Raw genomic sequence first — 16,878 nt, 5'->3', positions numbered from 1 at the left:
TGCTCTTTTTTGAAGACAATTAGCTCTCCGTAAAACTTGTTAGATTTATGCTCGCTAAGCCTGACAAGAGCCATTAAAATGGAACAAATTCTATTTAAATTAAGTATTAACGTATGTCTCTACCTCCTTGCCCGCAATGCCAATCTGAATATGTTTACCCAGACCAAAACAACCTAATCTGCCCTGAGTGCGCCTACGAATGGAACCCAGAAGAAGAGCGTTTAGAAAGAGAAGCCGCGCGTGTTAAGGACGTGAATGGCGTTGTATTGGAAAGTGGCGATAAAGTTACCTTCATTAAAGATCTAAAAATTAAAGGCAGTTCTAGCGTATTGAAAATTGGTACTAAAGCTGTGATTCGACGCATCAATGAAGGCAAAGATCACCAACTAGATTGCAAGCTGGATGGTGGCGGTGAAATGCTGGTTACGGCGAAGTACGTTAAGAAGCAGTAGTCGATAATAGGTCAAAATTGCGAGTCGCTCCTGAACTAAATAGCGTAGAAGCCGTTGGAGAATCAACATCATATGGATATGGTTAAAGCTGCTCTTTCACATTCAACTGCCTTTCATCACTATGTGAATGCCTGTACCGAAGATGGGTTAGATATTTACACGGGCATTTCTGATGGCAGTGATGCCTATTTGGAAAGACGAATTGCTTATTCAAAAGGTGAGGGTTTGCCAGAAGGGTGGACGCCTGCTTCTACTTATTTTTGTTTCGAGTCTGGACGTATTCTTGGAGTGATAAGAGTTCGTCATGGCACCAGTCCGTACATTCACGATGTCATTGGACATATCGGGTATGAGACCCTGCCGCAAACCAGAGGGCGGGGTATCGCAAGTCATATGTTGTCTTGGGTTCAACGGCACGTATTGCCCGAAAGCGCTATTATTACGTGTGATAGGGGCAATATTGCTTCGCAAAAGGTCATTGAGAAGTGCGGTGGACAATTCCTGAGTACCTTTTATTCAGAGCAAGATAAACACGAAGTCTTACGTTACCAACTAGAACCAAAATGAACATTTAAGCGTGGCATTTTTGGTTGTGTCGGGGGCTCCGAATTCCGGCTTAAACGAAAATGAAACCATAGCCAATTATTGTTGGAGGTATTTTGAAGTATTCAACAAGACCGGCTCAGTCATCAGATTATGAATTTCTGTTTGAGCTCAAGAAAGCCGCTGAGTTTGAACCGATCAAGGCCGTATTTGGCTGGGATGAGCAAATTCAACGAGATATACACGCCGAAGAGTGGGCAGAAGAACGGCCTGAAATCATTGAATATCAAGGTAAAGCGATTGGCAGTGTGTTGTTGCAAGACAAAGGCGAACACTTCTATTTTTGTCGATTCTTCTTACTGCCTGAGTATCATGGAAAGGGCATTGGCAGCCAAGTATTGAAAGATTGCTTAACTAAGGCTGACAGCCTCAATAAACCCGTCGAACTTTGTTACCTGCAAGGTAATCGAGTTGGGGAGTTGTATTTAAGGTTTGGCTTCGAAATCACCTCGCAAAACGATCAGTTTGTCTATATGTGGCGTAAATAGACACTCATTCAAAATGATCACACCGTGTCGGTAACTTGATAGGCACCTGACACTTATCTAACGTAAAACCTTGTAAAGCTCCCTATGCTTGATGACTAAGCGATTACACTTAGAAAAGATCGAGCGTAAGGGAGTGTGCAATGAATTATTACCCGACTTCAAAAATCGTGGGTGAACAAAGGTTTGGCTTTGGGCCAAAACTAGGTCAAACAACCTATTATTCTCCTGTAGAACAGTTGGATAAAAAGCCATTCGTTCACCAAGCTATACAAGACTTACCGAGTACTGAATCTACTCTGATTAAAGTAGGAGAGAATCGTGTACAACGAATGAAGGCCAAGGGTGACGAACAACAGATGCAAGCCACGAAGAAAGAAGCGCAGTCTTTTCTTCGAACGCAGTATCGACAACAAGCTCAAGCTCGCCACCTACAAAGTGTTGAAACTCCTTATGGTTTTCAAGAGCGCATCATTCAGTTTTGGAGCAATCACTTCGCCATCTCGGTCGATAATCGAAAACTGATGCCCTTGGCCGCCAGCATTGAAAACGATGTGGTTCGCCAGCATTGGAATGGTAACTTTGGCGAGATGCTGATGGCTTCTTCTAAACATCCTGCGATGCTTCTGTATCTCGATAATCAACTCTCGATTGGTCCCAATTCAAAAGTCGGAAAGCGCCGTAATAAGGGGCTCAATGAGAACCTCGCTCGTGAGATCTTAGAACTCCACACTCTTGGCGTTGACGGTTCTTATACTCAGCAAGATGTTATTGCTTTAGCAAAAGGCATTTCAGGCTGGGGCATTAAATTCAAATCTCCTGATGCTGGTTTTCGATTCGCTAATAATCTGCATGAGCCAGGAAGTATCACACTGCTTGGAAAGTCCTATTCTCAATCCGGGGTCTCGCAAGGAGAGTCGTGTTTAAAAACCTTAGCGACCCACAAAGACACTGCTGCGCACTTGGTTGATAAGCTTTGCCAGCATTTCATTGGCGACATATCTAAAGAACTCTCAGAGCAAATGGTTGCTGAATATCTGAAAGGCGAGGGAGATTTACTGCCTATCTATCGCTTGTTATTGAACAGCGCTGAGGCGAATAAACCTAACCCCAATCGTTTTAGACCGCCGAAGGAGTGGCTGTTTGCCGTCCTTCGTAGTGCCGATATTTCTTTAAACGAGAAACAGGCATTCAATGCACTCAACAATTTAGGGCAGCCTCCTTTTAAACCGGGTTCACCTGCAGGGTGGTCGGATCAAGACAGAGACTACAATAGCCCTTCGGCGTTGACTCAACGTATGCAAGTTGCGAATAGGCTTGCGTCTACTGCAATAAAATCGGCTAAAGCGTCAGGAGTTAAGCCGAAAGCGGTAGTGGATAAAGTGATCGCGGGTTTATATGGCGATGCTATTGATGAACACACCCAAATTGTATTGAACAAAGCCGACAGTGCTGCAATGCAACTTTCCCTGTTGTGGCTAAGTCCGCAGTTTCAATATCGTTAGGAGTGGGTATGAAAAAGTCAGATTGTTCTCAGAATAAAGCGCCACATAGTATTAACCGCCGCCAGTTCATGGGTATTGCGGCGGCTGTTGGCGTCAGTGCGATGCTGCCATTTCCAAGCTTTGCCAAAACAGGTTCAGACAATATCTTCATTTGGGTATCACTGCGTGGCGCGATGGATGGTTTAAATGTTGTAGTGCCGCATGCCGATCCGGATTACTCTAATTTGAGACCCAACATCGGATTAAAACCTGAACAGCTAGTGAAGTTGGATGATTTCTTTGGGCTTCACCCATCCCTAAAGCAATGCCATCAATGGTATGAGAGTAACGAACTCAGCTTTGTACACGCTTGTTCAACCGCTTATCGCGAGCGCTCACATTTTGATGGACAGAAAATATTAGAGAATGGCACTTCCGACCCGTTTAACACCGTAGGGTGGATTAACCGTTTACTCACGTTGAGCTCAGAAAAATACGATGGAATAGCGATTGATTCGGGCTTACCACTCATCATGCAGGGCGAATCGACCGTTGCAAGTTGGTACCCAAACCGCTTAAAAACACGTGATAAACAAACGGAACTGCTGGAAGAGTTGTTTCAAAGTGACCAAATGCTGTCTTCAAACTTTGAAAGTGTCATGAAGATAGATCAACTGGTAGGCGACCAAGGTGTCGGCAAACAGTTTAAATCATTGATGGGTAAAACAGGCGACATATTGTCGGCTGATAACGGACCAAACATCGCAGCGTTAGAACTCGGTGGGTGGGACACTCACGCCAATCAAGGCAACGTAAATGGACGGTTGAGTAATCAGCTTAAAACTTTGGATGTTGGGTTAGCGGCTCTCAAAGCTTCACTAGGTGATCGTTGGCAGAAGACAGTGATCATCGCGGCCAGTGAATTTGGTCGAACAGCAAAAGAAAACGGCACCAAAGGCACCGACCATGGCACTGGCAACGTCATGTTTGTTGCGGGTGGTGCGCTGCCATCGTTGAAAGGAGCGGGTGGTAAGGTTATTACCAATTGGCCGGGCTTGAGCCAAAGCCAGCTATATGAAGGCCGAGACCTTAGTCCAACGACTGATATGCGTTCGGTTATCAAGGGTGTGCTCAACCGACATTTATCGATAGAAGTGAAACAACTCAACGCTATCTTCCCTGATAGTGCCGATATTAGACCGATGAATCTTGTTTAGAGTTTTACCAAGACCCAGTTAGATGCGATTCAGTCGTTTGAATCGCTCTCTATTTGTGACTCGCTTGTTTACGATTTAATCGCCAACAGTGCTCCGAACGTCACTAAGCCAAATCCACATGCTTGATTAAGCCTTTTCTTTGCTCTCAATAGATGCTTTTGCAATGTATTCGAAGTAAACAGCATAGCGACAACGCCAAACCATAAACCGTGAAGAACGATCATGTAAAGCCCATAGCCGAGCGCGACATGCTGGTTTTCTGCATCAGGTGAGATGACTTGGCTGAAGATGCTCAAAAAGAACAACATGGTTTTTGGGTTGAGCACGTTACATAAGAAGCCTTGGGCTAAATAGCGCCAAACACTGGTGCTTTGCTTTGCATCTTCCATCGGTGCAAGCTTGTTGTCCGCACTCAAGATACCTTTTAGCCCTAGATAAATAAGGTAGGTTGCACCTGCGTATCTAATCATGTCAAACAGCTGCTCATTCTGTGAGATTAAGTAACTGATCCCAAGCATTGAATAACTGATGTGAGCACAAATCGCTAAACTCACACCGATTGCAGTCCAAATCCCTGCTTGTCTTCCTTGGTTGACACTGTTTTTCAAAACTAAAACGAAATCAGCGCCTGGGCTGATAACAATCAATAGTCCCAATACTGCTAGGCTTAACCACTCCATAATGACTCCAACTCTTTATATTTGATGAGCCAGCATTGTATGGTTTTTTATTGCTGCCTATAATCGAAATGAATTCTACCTATCTGTGAGAAAAAATCACACATGAGACATTTGAAAGCATTTCATATTTTCCACGTAGCAGCGCATTCGAGTAGTTACAGTGAAGCGGCGGATAAACTCAATATCACACATGGCGCGGTGAGTAAGCAGATCAAGGTATTGGAAAATCACTTATCCCAAGTTTTGTTCTACAAACAGGGCAGGAATGTGTGTCTCACCAAAGAAGGGGAATTACTCAAAGGTTACACAGAGCAAGCGTTCCAAGCCTTGGAGACTGGAGTCCATAAGCTTAATCAGCTGAATCATCAAGCGTTGGAAGTTTCATGCGAACCCACATTGACCATGCGTTGGTTAATGCCTCGACTCGGTGATTTCTATAACGAATCCGGAATTGATGTTCGATTGTCGACTGCTGGTGGGCCTGTGAACTTGAATGCGACAGGGCTCGATATGGCGATTCGCCGAGATGACTTTAAATTAACCGAGCGTTACGAACAGATGCCGCTAGTTGAAGAGTGGGTAGGCCCTGTGTGTTCCCCGGGTTATTGGCAGCAGGTAAAAGATAACTTAGATGATGTGAAATTACTGCACAGCAGTACACGGCCAGATGCTTGGAGTCATTGGGGTGCTATCACTATAGATAAAGTTAATGGTGGAGAGTGGTCAAAAGCTCGAGCGAACCAAACATTTGCACACTTCTACTTTTGCTTTCAGGCGGCTGTCGATGGGTTAGGCATAGCGCTTGGGTCTTATCCACTTGTCGCCGACGATCTTGAAAGAGGTAACTTGATCGCGCCGTTTGGCTTCGTACCTTCTGGTCACCAGTACATATTGCTCACGCAAGATAGCAACCATGAAGAGCCAGAAAGCCCGTTTGTTGTTTGGCTGAAGAATGAGTTATCGCAGTGTGTTCCAACTTTATAGGAACGACATCCGACCTAGAAGTGTGCTTGTCTTATGTCAGGCTCTAGTTCGTTGTTGTGGAAATCACTCAATAGGCAAAGACAGCACGCCACCATTGAGTTCGACTTGTTTTAGCCATTCGGTTGGAATTTCGCCATCTCCTTCGTAGAAACACGCCGCTAATACCGCGCCAATTACAATCGCACGACCGCAGCTGTCACCACCACATAAGATGTTGTCGCGAATGCCTTGTTGATAACTCTGAGCACCTGCAATAATGCGAATCAGCAAGGGGAACGCGGCACTCAGTTCACAATGCAATCCAAACTTCTTCGCGGCATCTGTAATCGAAAGCTCAGGATCAGCCAGTGCTTCGTCGATTTGATCGTGTATGAACTTGCTACAAGTTTGTCGCACCATTTCTACCGATTGCAGTGGAGAGTTGCCTTGAATTGCCGCTTGAACCAATAACGTGATGGCTTGTGCCCATTCCACGGCTTTGTCGTTGTTGTTGGTCACTCGAACCGCACTCTCTACCATAGCTGGCAAAGTGTGAGAGGTGTAAGTACAGGCTACTAATGGAATGATCTTTGAAACTGCGGGAAGTTGCGTATCGTCTGCGCCACAGGCAGTAATCGGGGCGTCCTCTAGTTCTAATTGATGGATGTTCAACAAGCTCATGCGCGTTGCTTTATCAATGTAGCCTTGCCAACTGCCGCCAAAATCAAACCAGAAGCGGAAATGTTGAATATAGTTCGCTTCATCGTATTTTTGGTTTTCGACTAAGCTGTCGACCATCGCCAATAACTGAGCACCATATTGCGATTGCTCGCCTGCGGTTTTACCTTGGTGCGCAAAGTAGCCTTTGTCTTGATAATCGAACCGATTCGGTGAGCGAAATTCAGGCTCAAAACCAGCTACGTGTAAGATCCTCTCTTGGTCATACAGCCAGTGCAGCCCCATTGAAGCGGCGTCTCCAACCAATGCGCCAACAACGGCGTAAAAAGCTCTTTCTTTATGATTGTCCATGTTGAGTGATGTCCTTGAGAAGAATCAACGTAGTTCGATACTTTAAGTATAGTGATTAGGCGAGCATTTTGCTGTGTTTCTAATAAGAAATATGAAGGGATAAATCCTGATTGGTCAATAGCTTAAACCAATCAGGTGAAATTGATAAGGGCGATGAATAGTCTGGTGAATTCGTATTTTTGATTGGTGGTGTTATTGATGGTTGAGATAGGTACTAGAGCGCTGCTCAATTACTTTGAAAAGACGTGAAAGCGCAAAGCACAAAGCAAAATATACGAAGCCAACAATGAGCCAGATCTCAAAGATCAAACCTGAAGAGTTTGCCATCTCAGTACCAACAAACGTCATCTCTTGGATAGAAATCAGAGACACAATCGACGTGTCTTTAACCAAAGATATTGCTTGGCCAGCCAATGGCGGTGTGATAGCCGTTAATACTTGCGGGCCGACAACAAATCGATACTTAGACAATGCAGACAGACCGAGTGAATCGGCCGCTTCCCATTGGCCTTTAGGAATACCTTCTAAGCCAGCTCTAATCACTTCAGCAATATAAGCAGAAGAGAGCAAGCCAATACAGATAACACCAGACGCCAAGTTTTCCCAAAGGTTAGCTGGGCCGAACAGGAAATCTTGAACAGCATTAATCTCGCCGTTGTGTTCACGTAAAATGCTTTCTAAACCAAGTAATGGGATCAGCTGGTTAGAAACGAAGAAATAGAATATGAAGACAAACACCAGTGGCGGAATATTTCGAACCAACTGAATGAAAATCAGTGCCGGTGTTTTGAAAAAAGCGATCTTTGAGTGTCTTGCCACACCTAACAATGTGCCAAAAGAGAGTGCTAACACCATACTCCATAAACTTAAGCGCAGCGTTGCGATCAAGCCTTGGAAAAAATAGGGAATACTGCCTTGAGAAGGTGGAATGAAAATCAGGGTAAACGCATCTTCCCAGCGCCATTGGTAGTTAATACCAACAGCAGAACGATAATAAAGCCAGCCTGCAAACACACACATGACAGCGAGTAACACGCCATCCAAAAGGTTAAGGCGTTGATACCAAGGCTTCATATGAACGTTGGGCTTAGGTGTTGTCAATGCGCTAGTACTACTCACGTCATTCCTGTTTAAACAATAATAATTAGTAGGCTGTTTTGTTGAGTTTTAGATCATCAATAAAGCGAATCAAGTTGCCGAATCGAGGCAGTGCAGACAACGCACTGCCTCGATTCACCAGCAAAAGTTCTGATTACTGACCTTGAGCAATCTGGTCTTGCCAATCTAGAGTAGAGAACCAGTACTCGTAACGCTCTTTCAACCAACCGTCTTCAGTACGTGCTTTGATCCATTCGTTGAAGAATTCTGCCTTGTCAGTTTCACCTAGGCGAACTGCAAATGCTTCGTTACCTTTTGATAGACGCTCTTCAAATGGAATAAATAGCGTGTCTGCGTTTTTGATCGTTTCGTGTTCTGGTTTCGGGCTAGACGCAATAACCGCGTGTGCGTTGCCGTTCAACACTTCTTGGAATGCTTGAGCATCGTCATCGAACTGTAGAACTTTCGCCTTAGGGAAGGTTTCACGAGCGACTTGAACCGTGAATGCTCCACGACGTGCTGCAATTTTTACACGGCGAGAATCAAAATCAGAGATCTGAGTAAAACCTTCCGCTAGCTCTTTATTAGCCGCCAGTTGAACGCCAGAGTGCGAGTAAGGTTCAGTGAACAATACGCTTTTAGCACGAGCTTCAGTGATAGACATACCGCCGATGATTACATCAAATTTTTTCGATAATAGAGAAGGGATAATACCGTCCCATGCCGTAGGTACAAATTCGACTTTCCAACCAGAGTCTTCGGCAACGCGTTTCGCCACGTCGATTTCAAAGCCAACGAGATCGCCTTGTTTGTTACGCATCGCCCAAGGAACAAATGTCGACATACCAACGCGCAGTGAGCCACGTTCGTTGATTTTATCGAGGTTAGGCGTTTCAGAAGCAAGTGCAGGCAAACTTACGGCAAGCGCAAGTAGGGCTGTAATCGCGGTTTTAAATAGCTTCATGCTGATAAATCCTTATTGTGTTCGCCAGTTAGCCCCGAGCTTATGCTCAAGCCAAGCAGCAACGGCAGAAAGTGAAAGTGTAAGAGCAAGATAAATGATCGCCACAGAGAACCAAATCTCGAATGGCATCGCGGTTTCAGAAACGATGTTTCTGGCTTCAGTCGTCAGGTCAAAAATAGCCATGACACTCACAATTGAAGAGTTTTTAATAAGAGAGATCACTTCATTGGTCAAAGGTGGCAAGGTGCGTTGCACCACCTGAGGAAGAATCACATCCCAGTAAGTATAGGTCTTTGATAAGCCCAAGGATTGAGCTGCTTCAAATTGTCCTCTCGCAATACCATTTAAACCAGCACGAAATATCTCGGCGGTGTAAGCGCCTTGGAAAAGTGCCAAGGCTAAAACGGCAGTACTAAAGCGATCGAGCCCTAATACGGGGCCAAATACAAAATAGAGCAAATAAATTTGTACTAATAACGGCGTGTTACGAATCAACTCAACATAGCTGGTGGCTAAGGTGCGTCCAACCACCGAATTTGAGTTTCTCAATAGTGCTGTCGTTAAACCAATGAACAGCGTAGCAACCAAAGAAATCAAAGAGATATTGATGGTAACCAGTAGCCCTTCAACTAATTCTGCAGGCCACCATTCACCATCTTCATAGAAAGCAATATAGTCCGGCACACGCTCCCATTGCCAGCTGTATCCCATTGTTTGTGCACCAGAGTCGAGAATCCAAACAACAGCAGCCACCAGTACAACAATCTGTACCAAAGCAGATAGGGCGGGTTTAATAATTCGAATCAACATCAATAAGTCAGGATCTGATTTAGGAACGCTTGAGTACGTTCATGTTGAGGGGTTTCAAAAAGCGATTGTGGAGTATTCGATTCCACAATTTGTCCTTCATCCATGAAGATAACGCGGTCGGCCACTTGTTTTGCAAAGCCCATTTCGTGGGTCACACACACCATAGTGATGCCTTCGCTCGCCAGTTCAACCATCACATCGAGCACTTCGTTGATCATCTCCGGATCAAGCGCTGAAGTGGGTTCGTCAAACAAGAGTAATTCCGGCTTCATACACAGGGAACGGGCGATAGCCACGCGTTGTTGCTGGCCGCCAGAAAGTTGCACTGGGTATTTGTTGGCTTGTTCTGCAATGTGCACACGCTCTAGATAGTGCATTGCTATCTTCTCGGCTTCTTGTTTGCTTTTTTTAAGCGTACGAATTGGCGACAGAGTTAGGTTCTCAAGCACGGTAAGATGGGGGAATAAATGAAAGTGCTGAAACACCATTCCGACTTGGCCCGGTGTGTTGAACTTACTCGGGAGTACTTGTTCTAGCACGGAAAGTTCGCCACTTTCGAAAGGTTCTAGCTGATTGATACAACGGATCAATGTTGATTTACCCGAACCAGACGGCCCGCAAATCACCACTATCTCTCCTTGTTCAATATTTAAATCAATATCCTTTAGGGCATGAAAATCACCATACCACTTGTTAAGTGACTTAAACTTAACCATTTCCTTGAGATTGTTCAAATCGTTGTTCATACCTAGTAAAGAGACAGGTTTACCTTAACAATATAGAAATATGATTGCACATAAAATTAGGGACTTATGAGAATTTAATAGCATCTTGTAGGGCAAATTAAAAAGCAGCGCCCAAAATGAACGCTGCTTCTGTTGTACGAAAGAAAAAAGTAATGGGTTCAGTCAGATGTGAAAATTCATCGTTGTATGACCAATATCTTTACTTTCTCTCTATTTTCCCGATTCTTAGTGAATCGCAGACTCTAGAATCTCACGTGTTTTCTCTGGCGTGATTGCTTGGTTCTCACCAAGTTGTAGGTAGCCGTGTGATTCAAGTTGAGCAACAACATTGTCAATCGCCGTTGCTTTGTTTGTTTCGTAGCCGTCGAACATGGTTGCTACGTCTAGGCTGTGGTAGAACGCTTCGATTGCAGCGATTGTGCGTTCTGCTAAATCAGCACCCGCTTCTAAGCCAAATACGTTACGACCCATTTGCTCTAGCTTGCCACGTTTCGCTTCGATTTGGTTACGAAGTAGTGAAGGTTGAACAATCGCAAGCGAACGTGCGTGGTCTACGTGCCATAGTGCAGTGAATTCGTGGCCAATCATGTGAGTTGCCCAATCTTGAGGAACACCTGTACCAATCAGGCCGTTAAGCGCTTGGTTTGCTGTCCACATTAGGTTTGCACGCCATGCATCGTTGTCACGCTCGTCGTATTGCTTACCCAGTACAAGTAGGTTCTTAAGCAGTGTTTCTGCGTAACCGTCTTGAACCATTGCGTCTGTTGGCATCGTGATGTATTGCTCACATACATGAACCCACGCATCAACTAATCCGTTGATCAGCTGGCGCTCAGGTAGAGACTTCATTACATCTGGGTCCATAACCGCAAACTTAGGCTGTACTGCAGGGTTCATGAATGCCAGTTTCTCTTGAGTCGCTTTACGCGTGATTACCGCGCCCATGTTAGATTCAGAACCTGTCGCAGGAAGAGTCAGTACCGCGCCGATTGGCGTCGCTTCAGTTACTTGGTGTTTGCCCGTTAGGATATCCCAACCGTCGCCGTCGTATTTAGCCGCTCCAGCAACGTATTTAGAACCGTCGATTACTGAACCACCGCCAACAGCGATAATGAACTCTACGTTTTCTTCTTTAACAAGAGCGACTGCTTTGTCTAGCGTCTCTTTGGTTGGGTTTGCTTCAACGCCAGAGAACTCAATCCAAGAGTGATCTTTTAAAGACTCTACAACTTGGTCGTAAACACCGTTGCTCTTGATTGAGCCGCCACCATAGATGACTAGTACTTTCTTTGAAGTATCAACCGCTTGGCTGATAGCGTTGATTTGGCCTTGACCGAAATGGATAACAGTAGGGTTAACGTAAGTAAATTGCATCAGAGATTCCTTGTGTAAAGCGAAATTTGTTATTTTGGTTTATTGCTCAATTTCTATATTTGCATATTAGTACAGTAATCTAGGTCAATGAAGAGCTGTTCCTCCAAATAAATTGCCTATTTCTACAAACTTGATATTCTTCCTCTGCTTTAGCTTACTTACTCTTAGCACTTAGAATGGAAAGTCGCCACTTATGAAAACACTCGCTCAGTTATTACAGTCTTATGTTGAACACAAAGGTTGGGATGACCTTGAAGGGATCAGAGAAACTGAAATTAGCGGTGTGTGGTTGTATCGAAGCAGTGGCGGGAATCAGCGTCAGCCATTTACTTACCAGTCTGGCATTATCATGCTCGGACAGGGCAAAAAGAACATCTACATTGGTGAAAGGCCAGTGACTTACGCTGCAGGTGATTATCTTGTGGTGGGTGTGCCAATGCCGTTAGAGTGCGAAGCCTTGCCTGTTAATGGCGAACCATTGCTTGGTTTGTCGATAAGCATTGATTCTCAACGTTTGCATAGCTTAGTCAAAAAGCTCGAAGACCAAGGCTTTCTAGAGAGCTACTGCAACAAGCATAAACAGAACTCGAGTGGCTTAGAATCGACGCCGATGGAAGAGCAAATGCTAGAGAGCTTTACCCGGTTGGTGAAAACGCTGCATTGCGACATTGAAGCCAATATATTGGGCGATGCGATGGTGACAGAGATTGTCTACCGCGCATTAACCGGTTCAGAAGGGCGTGTGCTGTTTGATTTAGCTCATCATGATGGCCATTACGCACGTGTCGCTAAAGCGCTGTCTAAAGTGCATGAAGAATACGACCAAACCATCACCGTTCAATCGCTTGCTGACGAAGCCAACATGAGCGTGTCTGCCTTCCACAATGCATTCCGTAATGTCACCTTTGAATCACCTCTTCAATACTTGAAAAAGGTTAGACTTAATAAAGCCAAAGAGCTGATTCAACTAGAAGGCCTTCGTATTAGTGATGCTGCACGTCGAGTCGGTTACTCCAGCCCATCTCAATTTAGCCGTGAATTTAAGCGCCATTTCAATACCACTCCAAGAGCTGTTTAGTTCTTCTTTCAACGAAACTATGTGTTGAGAGCTATAATGCCAAAAGCTATGGTGACGATTGCTCATATTTGTTGAATTATATGAGTAAATGTATCTAATCATAGGCATTGTCAGATTGTAGGTATTTGATTCTCGAATATATTATTAACGTACTTATATAAAATAAGCTCTCGAAAATAATTAATTAAATAGCCTAAGAGTTTATGCACAGGTATAGGGGAGAAACTCACTAACTTAGCTATTAACGAAGTTTTAGTGTGAACAACCTATCAAATATTATCTAAAATTCTGGAATTACTCACCGTACTATCAGAGAGAGTATTCAGGATTATTGAATAGACTTAAAATTAAAGATAATTTAGCAGTTGATAAAGCCTAGTACGACGGATAATTAGTCGTTTGATGACTAATTATTCTGTAACTTGCTGATTTATAGTCAACTGAGAGTCTGATGGATATCACGTTTACCCTAAAATAATTCACTTAACATGGCGCTACTTTAATCATTCTTCCAAATACGATTGTTAAATATAAATACGTATACCTATTTTATTTAAAGGATAATACCGATGAGTAGCGATATCATTAAAATTTCAAGAAACACTGAAAACGCACCAATTAATTCTGTATCTACACAAACGGTCGCTTTTTCTCATTATAATAACTTTTCTGCTCAACTTCCGATTGACCCTAAAACGGGTGAAATAGTCATCGGTGATATTAAAGATCAAGCAGCACAATGTTTGAATAATATTAAAGCGATTGTTGAAAGCATCGACCATGTTATGGATGATGTCGTGAAGATTAATGTTTTCGTTAAGAATATTTCTGATATCGATGCTATTGATGAAGTTTACAAAAACTTCTTCCACAACAGCCTTCCAACACGCACTGTCGTGGGTGTCACTGCACTGCCAAGCAGCGATGCGCTGGTTCAAATGGATGCTCTCATTTCTAACGGTGAAGGCACTAAACCACAAGCACCTTGCGCACTAGTTAAGGTATCAAGGAATACGGATAATGCGCCTCAAAGTGCTGTGTCCACGCAGACTGCGGCTTTTTCTCACTACAACAATCTTTCAGCTCAGTTACCGATAGATGTAACCACAGGTGAGTTGGTTGATGGTGGTATCGAAGCGCAAACGGCCCAATGTCTATCAAACATTAAAGCTATTTTAGAAAGCATCGGACATGTCATGAATGATGTGGTTAAAACGACTATCTACGTAAAAAATATCGCAGATGCGGAAGTGGTAAATGAAATATGTGCTAAATTCTTCCCAAGCTACGTTCCTGCTCGTACCGTTGTTAACGCAGCTGAATTACCAATGGGCGCTTTAATTCAAATTGATACATCCGTTTCACATGGTGACGGTACACCGCCGCAATTACCAGAAGACACTCGCTTACTGGTTATTGAAACCAATAATACTGTTGCAGCACCATTCATGCCTTATTCGCATACTGTTGCTTTCTCTCACTACAATCATATTTCAGGACAATTGCCTTTAGACCCGAAAACAAATGAAATTGTTGCTGGTGGTGTAAAAGAGCAAGCGGAACAATGTTTAAAAAATATTAAGGCGATAATTGAAAGTGTTGACCATAGCATGGACGATACGGTGAAAATTAATATTCAACTTAAGGATATTTCAGATATTGATGCGGTAAACGAAATCTACACCGCATTCTTTAACACTGATTTACCGGCAAGAACGGTGGTTGGGGTTTCAGAGATCCCTATGAATGCTCTAATTCAAATTGATGCCGTCGTTTCTAACTGCGAAGGTACGCCACCACAAGACGTGGTTGCTTAAATTAATTGCACCCTTCTCGATAATAGCGATCAGATCCCAGCTTTAGCTCTTAAACATTGAGTCGAAACATAAGCCGGCGGTCTGATCTGCTAACTCGCCACAGATACTGCCAATCCCAAGCCTCGCTACACAACTTATTCGAAGCAATATAACCAAGCTTCGACCCGACATATGGTGATTATTAAGTCGAAGTGTTTTAATATGAAAAACAGACGCTTAACGAAAGAAAACCAGTTTATGCAATTTCGAATTATTTTACTGCTGTGCCTATCCCTTATGGGTTGTTCGTCTAATCAAAAGCTAATGCCTGATCCGACAACTATCACGCTTTTTTATGGTGATACATCCATCTCTGCAGGTGTTTTAGAGGATAAAACATTTAATTCGGTGCTAGCCAATAGAAAAGAGAGTGTTACTTTCTCGGGCTCAATATCAAAGCAAAACTCAGGCTACTTTGTCGATATGTTAGTGATTCGAGAAATGAAAGAGCCACGTTCAACACGACAGCTGAACGCCTCGCTTGTTATGAAGCCGGGAGAGTTAGTGGATGTTGGCGGTGTGAATAACGATGTGTTCAGAGTAGTCCTCGAGTAACAAAACTAAAGTGTTCAATTAATCTGAATTTTTGCTTTACCTCAACCTAACTTCAAGTCTTAAGCTTCTCTTACTGATTAAGAAGGAGCTTATTATGCAAAATAACTACGTAAAAGAACTCGCCGTTAAAACTTACCAAGAAGAGCTTGAGAAAGAGTACATTAAATCTCGGGCTCGGCCATTTCATGCCCCAAGTTCTATCGGTGGGGTGCTGTTGTCAGTTGTGCTGGTAGGACTGTTTTAATTTATGCAGAATTTCTGATCCATTGCCAACTCTCAACATATCTATTTGCTGCACTTTAATGGCTACGGCACAATCTCTTAGGTTGAATTGTGACGCTAATGTCGAGAGGAAGTGAAGTATGGCAAGTCCAAGAGTATTAAAGTCACAGATTACTGATATTACCTGTGGCGAGAATGTCACTATCATCGAGCCAAGTAACGTTTATGGCTGTGAGCTTAAAGATGATGTGTTCGTTGGCCCCTTTGTTGAGATTCAAAAGAACACCGTGATAGGTGCGAGAAGCAAGATTCAATCTCACACCTTTATCTGTGAGTATGTGACCATTGGAAGTGACTGCTTTGTTGGTCACGGAGTCATGTTTGCCAACGACTTATTCAAAGAGGGCAAGCCAGATCCTAATCCTGAAAGTTGGGGGCGTACCTTGATAGCTGACAACGTCACGATCGGTTCTAACGCTACGGTTCTGTCTGTCAGCATTTGCGAAGGTGCAGTAATCGGCGCGGGCAGTGTGGTAACGAAAGACATCACCGAAAAAGGTATCTACGCAGGTAACCCAGCCAAGAAATTGAGAGGTTTACCGTAACCGTATTAATAAGCCGTGGTTCATGAATCATAAGGTGCGGCTTTTTAGGGAAACATTAGAGTATTTGTCATGGATGTATTTTTACACTTACTTCAACCGAATGACGCGAGTGCGCTTTTGGATTTTGAGGTCGAAAATCGAGAGTGGTTTGAGCAATTTATTCCAGTTAGGGGTGATAGCTTCTATTCAAATGCAGGTGTGACCGAGCAAATCACCAGCTTTCTAACTGAATACGAGAATGGTGAGATGATTCCTATGTTGATCAAAGATGCCAATGGCACTGTCTGTGGAAGAATCAACATCCGCGATATCGACCAGATCGCCCATAGTGGAGAGCTAGGGTATCGAGTAGGTCGTTCCTTTGCTTCAAAAGGCATTGCGTCTAACGCAGTAAAGCAGTTTCTACTCTATTTGGAGGAACAGACCAACCTTAAATATGTTGATGCCTATGCGTTAGTGGGCAATATCGGTTCCAACAAAATCTTATCCAATACCGGTTTTGAATTGGTCGAGTATGTTGAGAGCTACGCGGTGTTTAAAGGAGAACATCAAGATGCTCATTATTATCGTAAGGTTTTAGCTGACTAGGTGACTATCAGTGCCTTATACATTAGAAGCTGGCAGCGTCCTTCTAGCCAGCTTCGAGCCTTTATTTTC

The 16,878-nt window shown here is 43.7% G+C and carries 19 protein-coding genes; 12 read left to right on the top strand and 7 right to left on the bottom strand.

The features are described from left to right. Positions 1-113 precede the first annotated feature (113 nt). The 5 genes from AB4503_RS03600 (at position 114) to AB4503_RS03580 (ending at position 4,241) form a co-directional block, all read left to right on the top strand. Complete coding sequence (locus tag AB4503_RS03600) at positions 114-452, top strand: zinc ribbon domain-containing protein YjdM (RefSeq protein WP_004731484.1); 339 nt, start codon at positions 114-116, stop codon at positions 450-452. Between the two features lie 72 nt (positions 453-524). After that, positions 525-1,019: a GNAT family N-acetyltransferase gene (locus AB4503_RS03595; RefSeq protein ID WP_108093110.1), complete on the top strand. Its 495-nt coding sequence runs from the start codon at positions 525-527 to the stop codon at positions 1,017-1,019. A 92-nt stretch (positions 1,020-1,111) separates the two neighbouring features. Then, a complete protein-coding gene (locus AB4503_RS03590) occupies positions 1,112-1,543 on the top strand; it encodes a GNAT family N-acetyltransferase (RefSeq protein WP_372113659.1) in 432 nt (143 codons plus the stop codon). A gap of 140 nt (positions 1,544-1,683) precedes the next feature. Further along, positions 1,684-3,045, top strand: a complete 1,362-nt coding sequence (locus AB4503_RS03585; RefSeq protein ID WP_108180121.1) for a DUF1800 family protein — start codon at positions 1,684-1,686, stop codon at positions 3,043-3,045. A gap of 8 nt (positions 3,046-3,053) precedes the next feature. Then, entirely contained in the window at positions 3,054-4,241 is a 1,188-nt protein-coding gene (locus AB4503_RS03580) for a DUF1501 domain-containing protein (protein WP_102333476.1), read from the top strand. 68 nt (positions 4,242-4,309) lie between these two features. Here AB4503_RS03580 and AB4503_RS03575 read toward each other — a convergent pair whose 3' ends face one another. Next, a complete protein-coding gene (locus tag AB4503_RS03575) occupies positions 4,310-4,921 on the bottom strand; it encodes a LysE family translocator (RefSeq protein WP_371725281.1) in 612 nt (203 codons plus the stop codon). 102 nt (positions 4,922-5,023) lie between these two features. Between AB4503_RS03575 and AB4503_RS03570 the strand changes: the two genes are divergently transcribed. Then, positions 5,024-5,905, top strand: coding sequence for a LysR substrate-binding domain-containing protein (locus AB4503_RS03570; protein WP_372113657.1), 882 nt, complete (start codon positions 5,024-5,026; stop codon positions 5,903-5,905). Positions 5,906-5,968: 63 nt separating this feature from the next. Here AB4503_RS03570 and AB4503_RS03565 read toward each other — a convergent pair whose 3' ends face one another. From AB4503_RS03565 to AB4503_RS03540, 6 genes are all read right to left on the bottom strand, one after another. Continuing rightward, positions 5,969-6,913, bottom strand: a complete 945-nt coding sequence (locus AB4503_RS03565; protein WP_372113655.1) for an ADP-ribosylglycohydrolase family protein — start codon at positions 6,911-6,913, stop codon at positions 5,969-5,971. 192 nt (positions 6,914-7,105) lie between these two features. Continuing rightward, entirely contained in the window at positions 7,106-8,032 is a 927-nt protein-coding gene (locus AB4503_RS03560) for an amino acid ABC transporter permease (RefSeq protein WP_371693959.1), read from the bottom strand. Positions 8,033-8,165: 133 nt separating this feature from the next. Then, on the bottom strand, positions 8,166-8,975 hold the full coding sequence (locus AB4503_RS03555; RefSeq protein ID WP_372113652.1) for a transporter substrate-binding domain-containing protein: 810 nt from the start codon (positions 8,973-8,975) through the stop codon (positions 8,166-8,168). 12 nt (positions 8,976-8,987) lie between these two features. Further along, positions 8,988-9,785: an amino acid ABC transporter permease gene (locus AB4503_RS03550; RefSeq protein ID WP_102444212.1), complete on the bottom strand. Its 798-nt coding sequence runs from the start codon at positions 9,783-9,785 to the stop codon at positions 8,988-8,990. Beyond that, a complete protein-coding gene (locus AB4503_RS03545) occupies positions 9,785-10,531 on the bottom strand; it encodes an amino acid ABC transporter ATP-binding protein (protein ID WP_102333483.1) in 747 nt (248 codons plus the stop codon). The genes AB4503_RS03550 and AB4503_RS03545 overlap by 1 nt, the downstream gene beginning before the upstream one ends. Before the next feature lie 225 nt (positions 10,532-10,756). Beyond that, positions 10,757-11,905 (bottom strand): iron-containing alcohol dehydrogenase, encoded by a 1,149-nt coding sequence (locus tag AB4503_RS03540; protein ID WP_372103299.1) that lies wholly within the window; start codon positions 11,903-11,905, stop codon positions 10,757-10,759. Between the two features lie 193 nt (positions 11,906-12,098). Between AB4503_RS03540 and AB4503_RS03535 the strand changes: the two genes are divergently transcribed. From AB4503_RS03535 to AB4503_RS03510, 6 genes are all read left to right on the top strand, one after another. Next, positions 12,099-12,983: an AraC family transcriptional regulator gene (locus AB4503_RS03535; RefSeq protein WP_017067592.1), complete on the top strand. Its 885-nt coding sequence runs from the start codon at positions 12,099-12,101 to the stop codon at positions 12,981-12,983. Positions 12,984-13,552: 569 nt separating this feature from the next. Continuing rightward, complete coding sequence (locus AB4503_RS03530; RefSeq protein WP_136981896.1) at positions 13,553-14,800, top strand: RidA family protein; 1,248 nt, start codon at positions 13,553-13,555, stop codon at positions 14,798-14,800. A 237-nt stretch (positions 14,801-15,037) separates the two neighbouring features. Further along, on the top strand, positions 15,038-15,394 hold the full coding sequence (locus AB4503_RS03525; RefSeq protein WP_102534947.1) for a hypothetical protein: 357 nt from the start codon (positions 15,038-15,040) through the stop codon (positions 15,392-15,394). Positions 15,395-15,488: 94 nt separating this feature from the next. Continuing rightward, positions 15,489-15,638, top strand: coding sequence for a hypothetical protein (locus tag AB4503_RS03520; protein WP_372082878.1), 150 nt, complete (start codon positions 15,489-15,491; stop codon positions 15,636-15,638). 118 nt (positions 15,639-15,756) lie between these two features. Further along, positions 15,757-16,221 carry an acyltransferase gene (locus AB4503_RS03515; protein WP_017062657.1) on the top strand — a complete coding sequence of 155 codons (465 nt, stop codon included), beginning with the start codon at positions 15,757-15,759 and terminating at the stop codon, positions 16,219-16,221. Between the two features lie 69 nt (positions 16,222-16,290). Continuing rightward, positions 16,291-16,809 (top strand): GNAT family N-acetyltransferase, encoded by a 519-nt coding sequence (locus AB4503_RS03510; protein ID WP_102333488.1) that lies wholly within the window; start codon positions 16,291-16,293, stop codon positions 16,807-16,809. The last annotated feature ends 69 nt before the right edge of the window (positions 16,810-16,878 follow it).

Source organism: Vibrio sp. 10N.222.55.B11 (genome assembly GCF_041473705.1).
Lineage (GTDB): Bacteria > Pseudomonadota > Gammaproteobacteria > Enterobacterales > Vibrionaceae > Vibrio > Vibrio crassostreae_C.
This window is presented reverse-complemented; position numbering and strand designations above follow the sequence as displayed.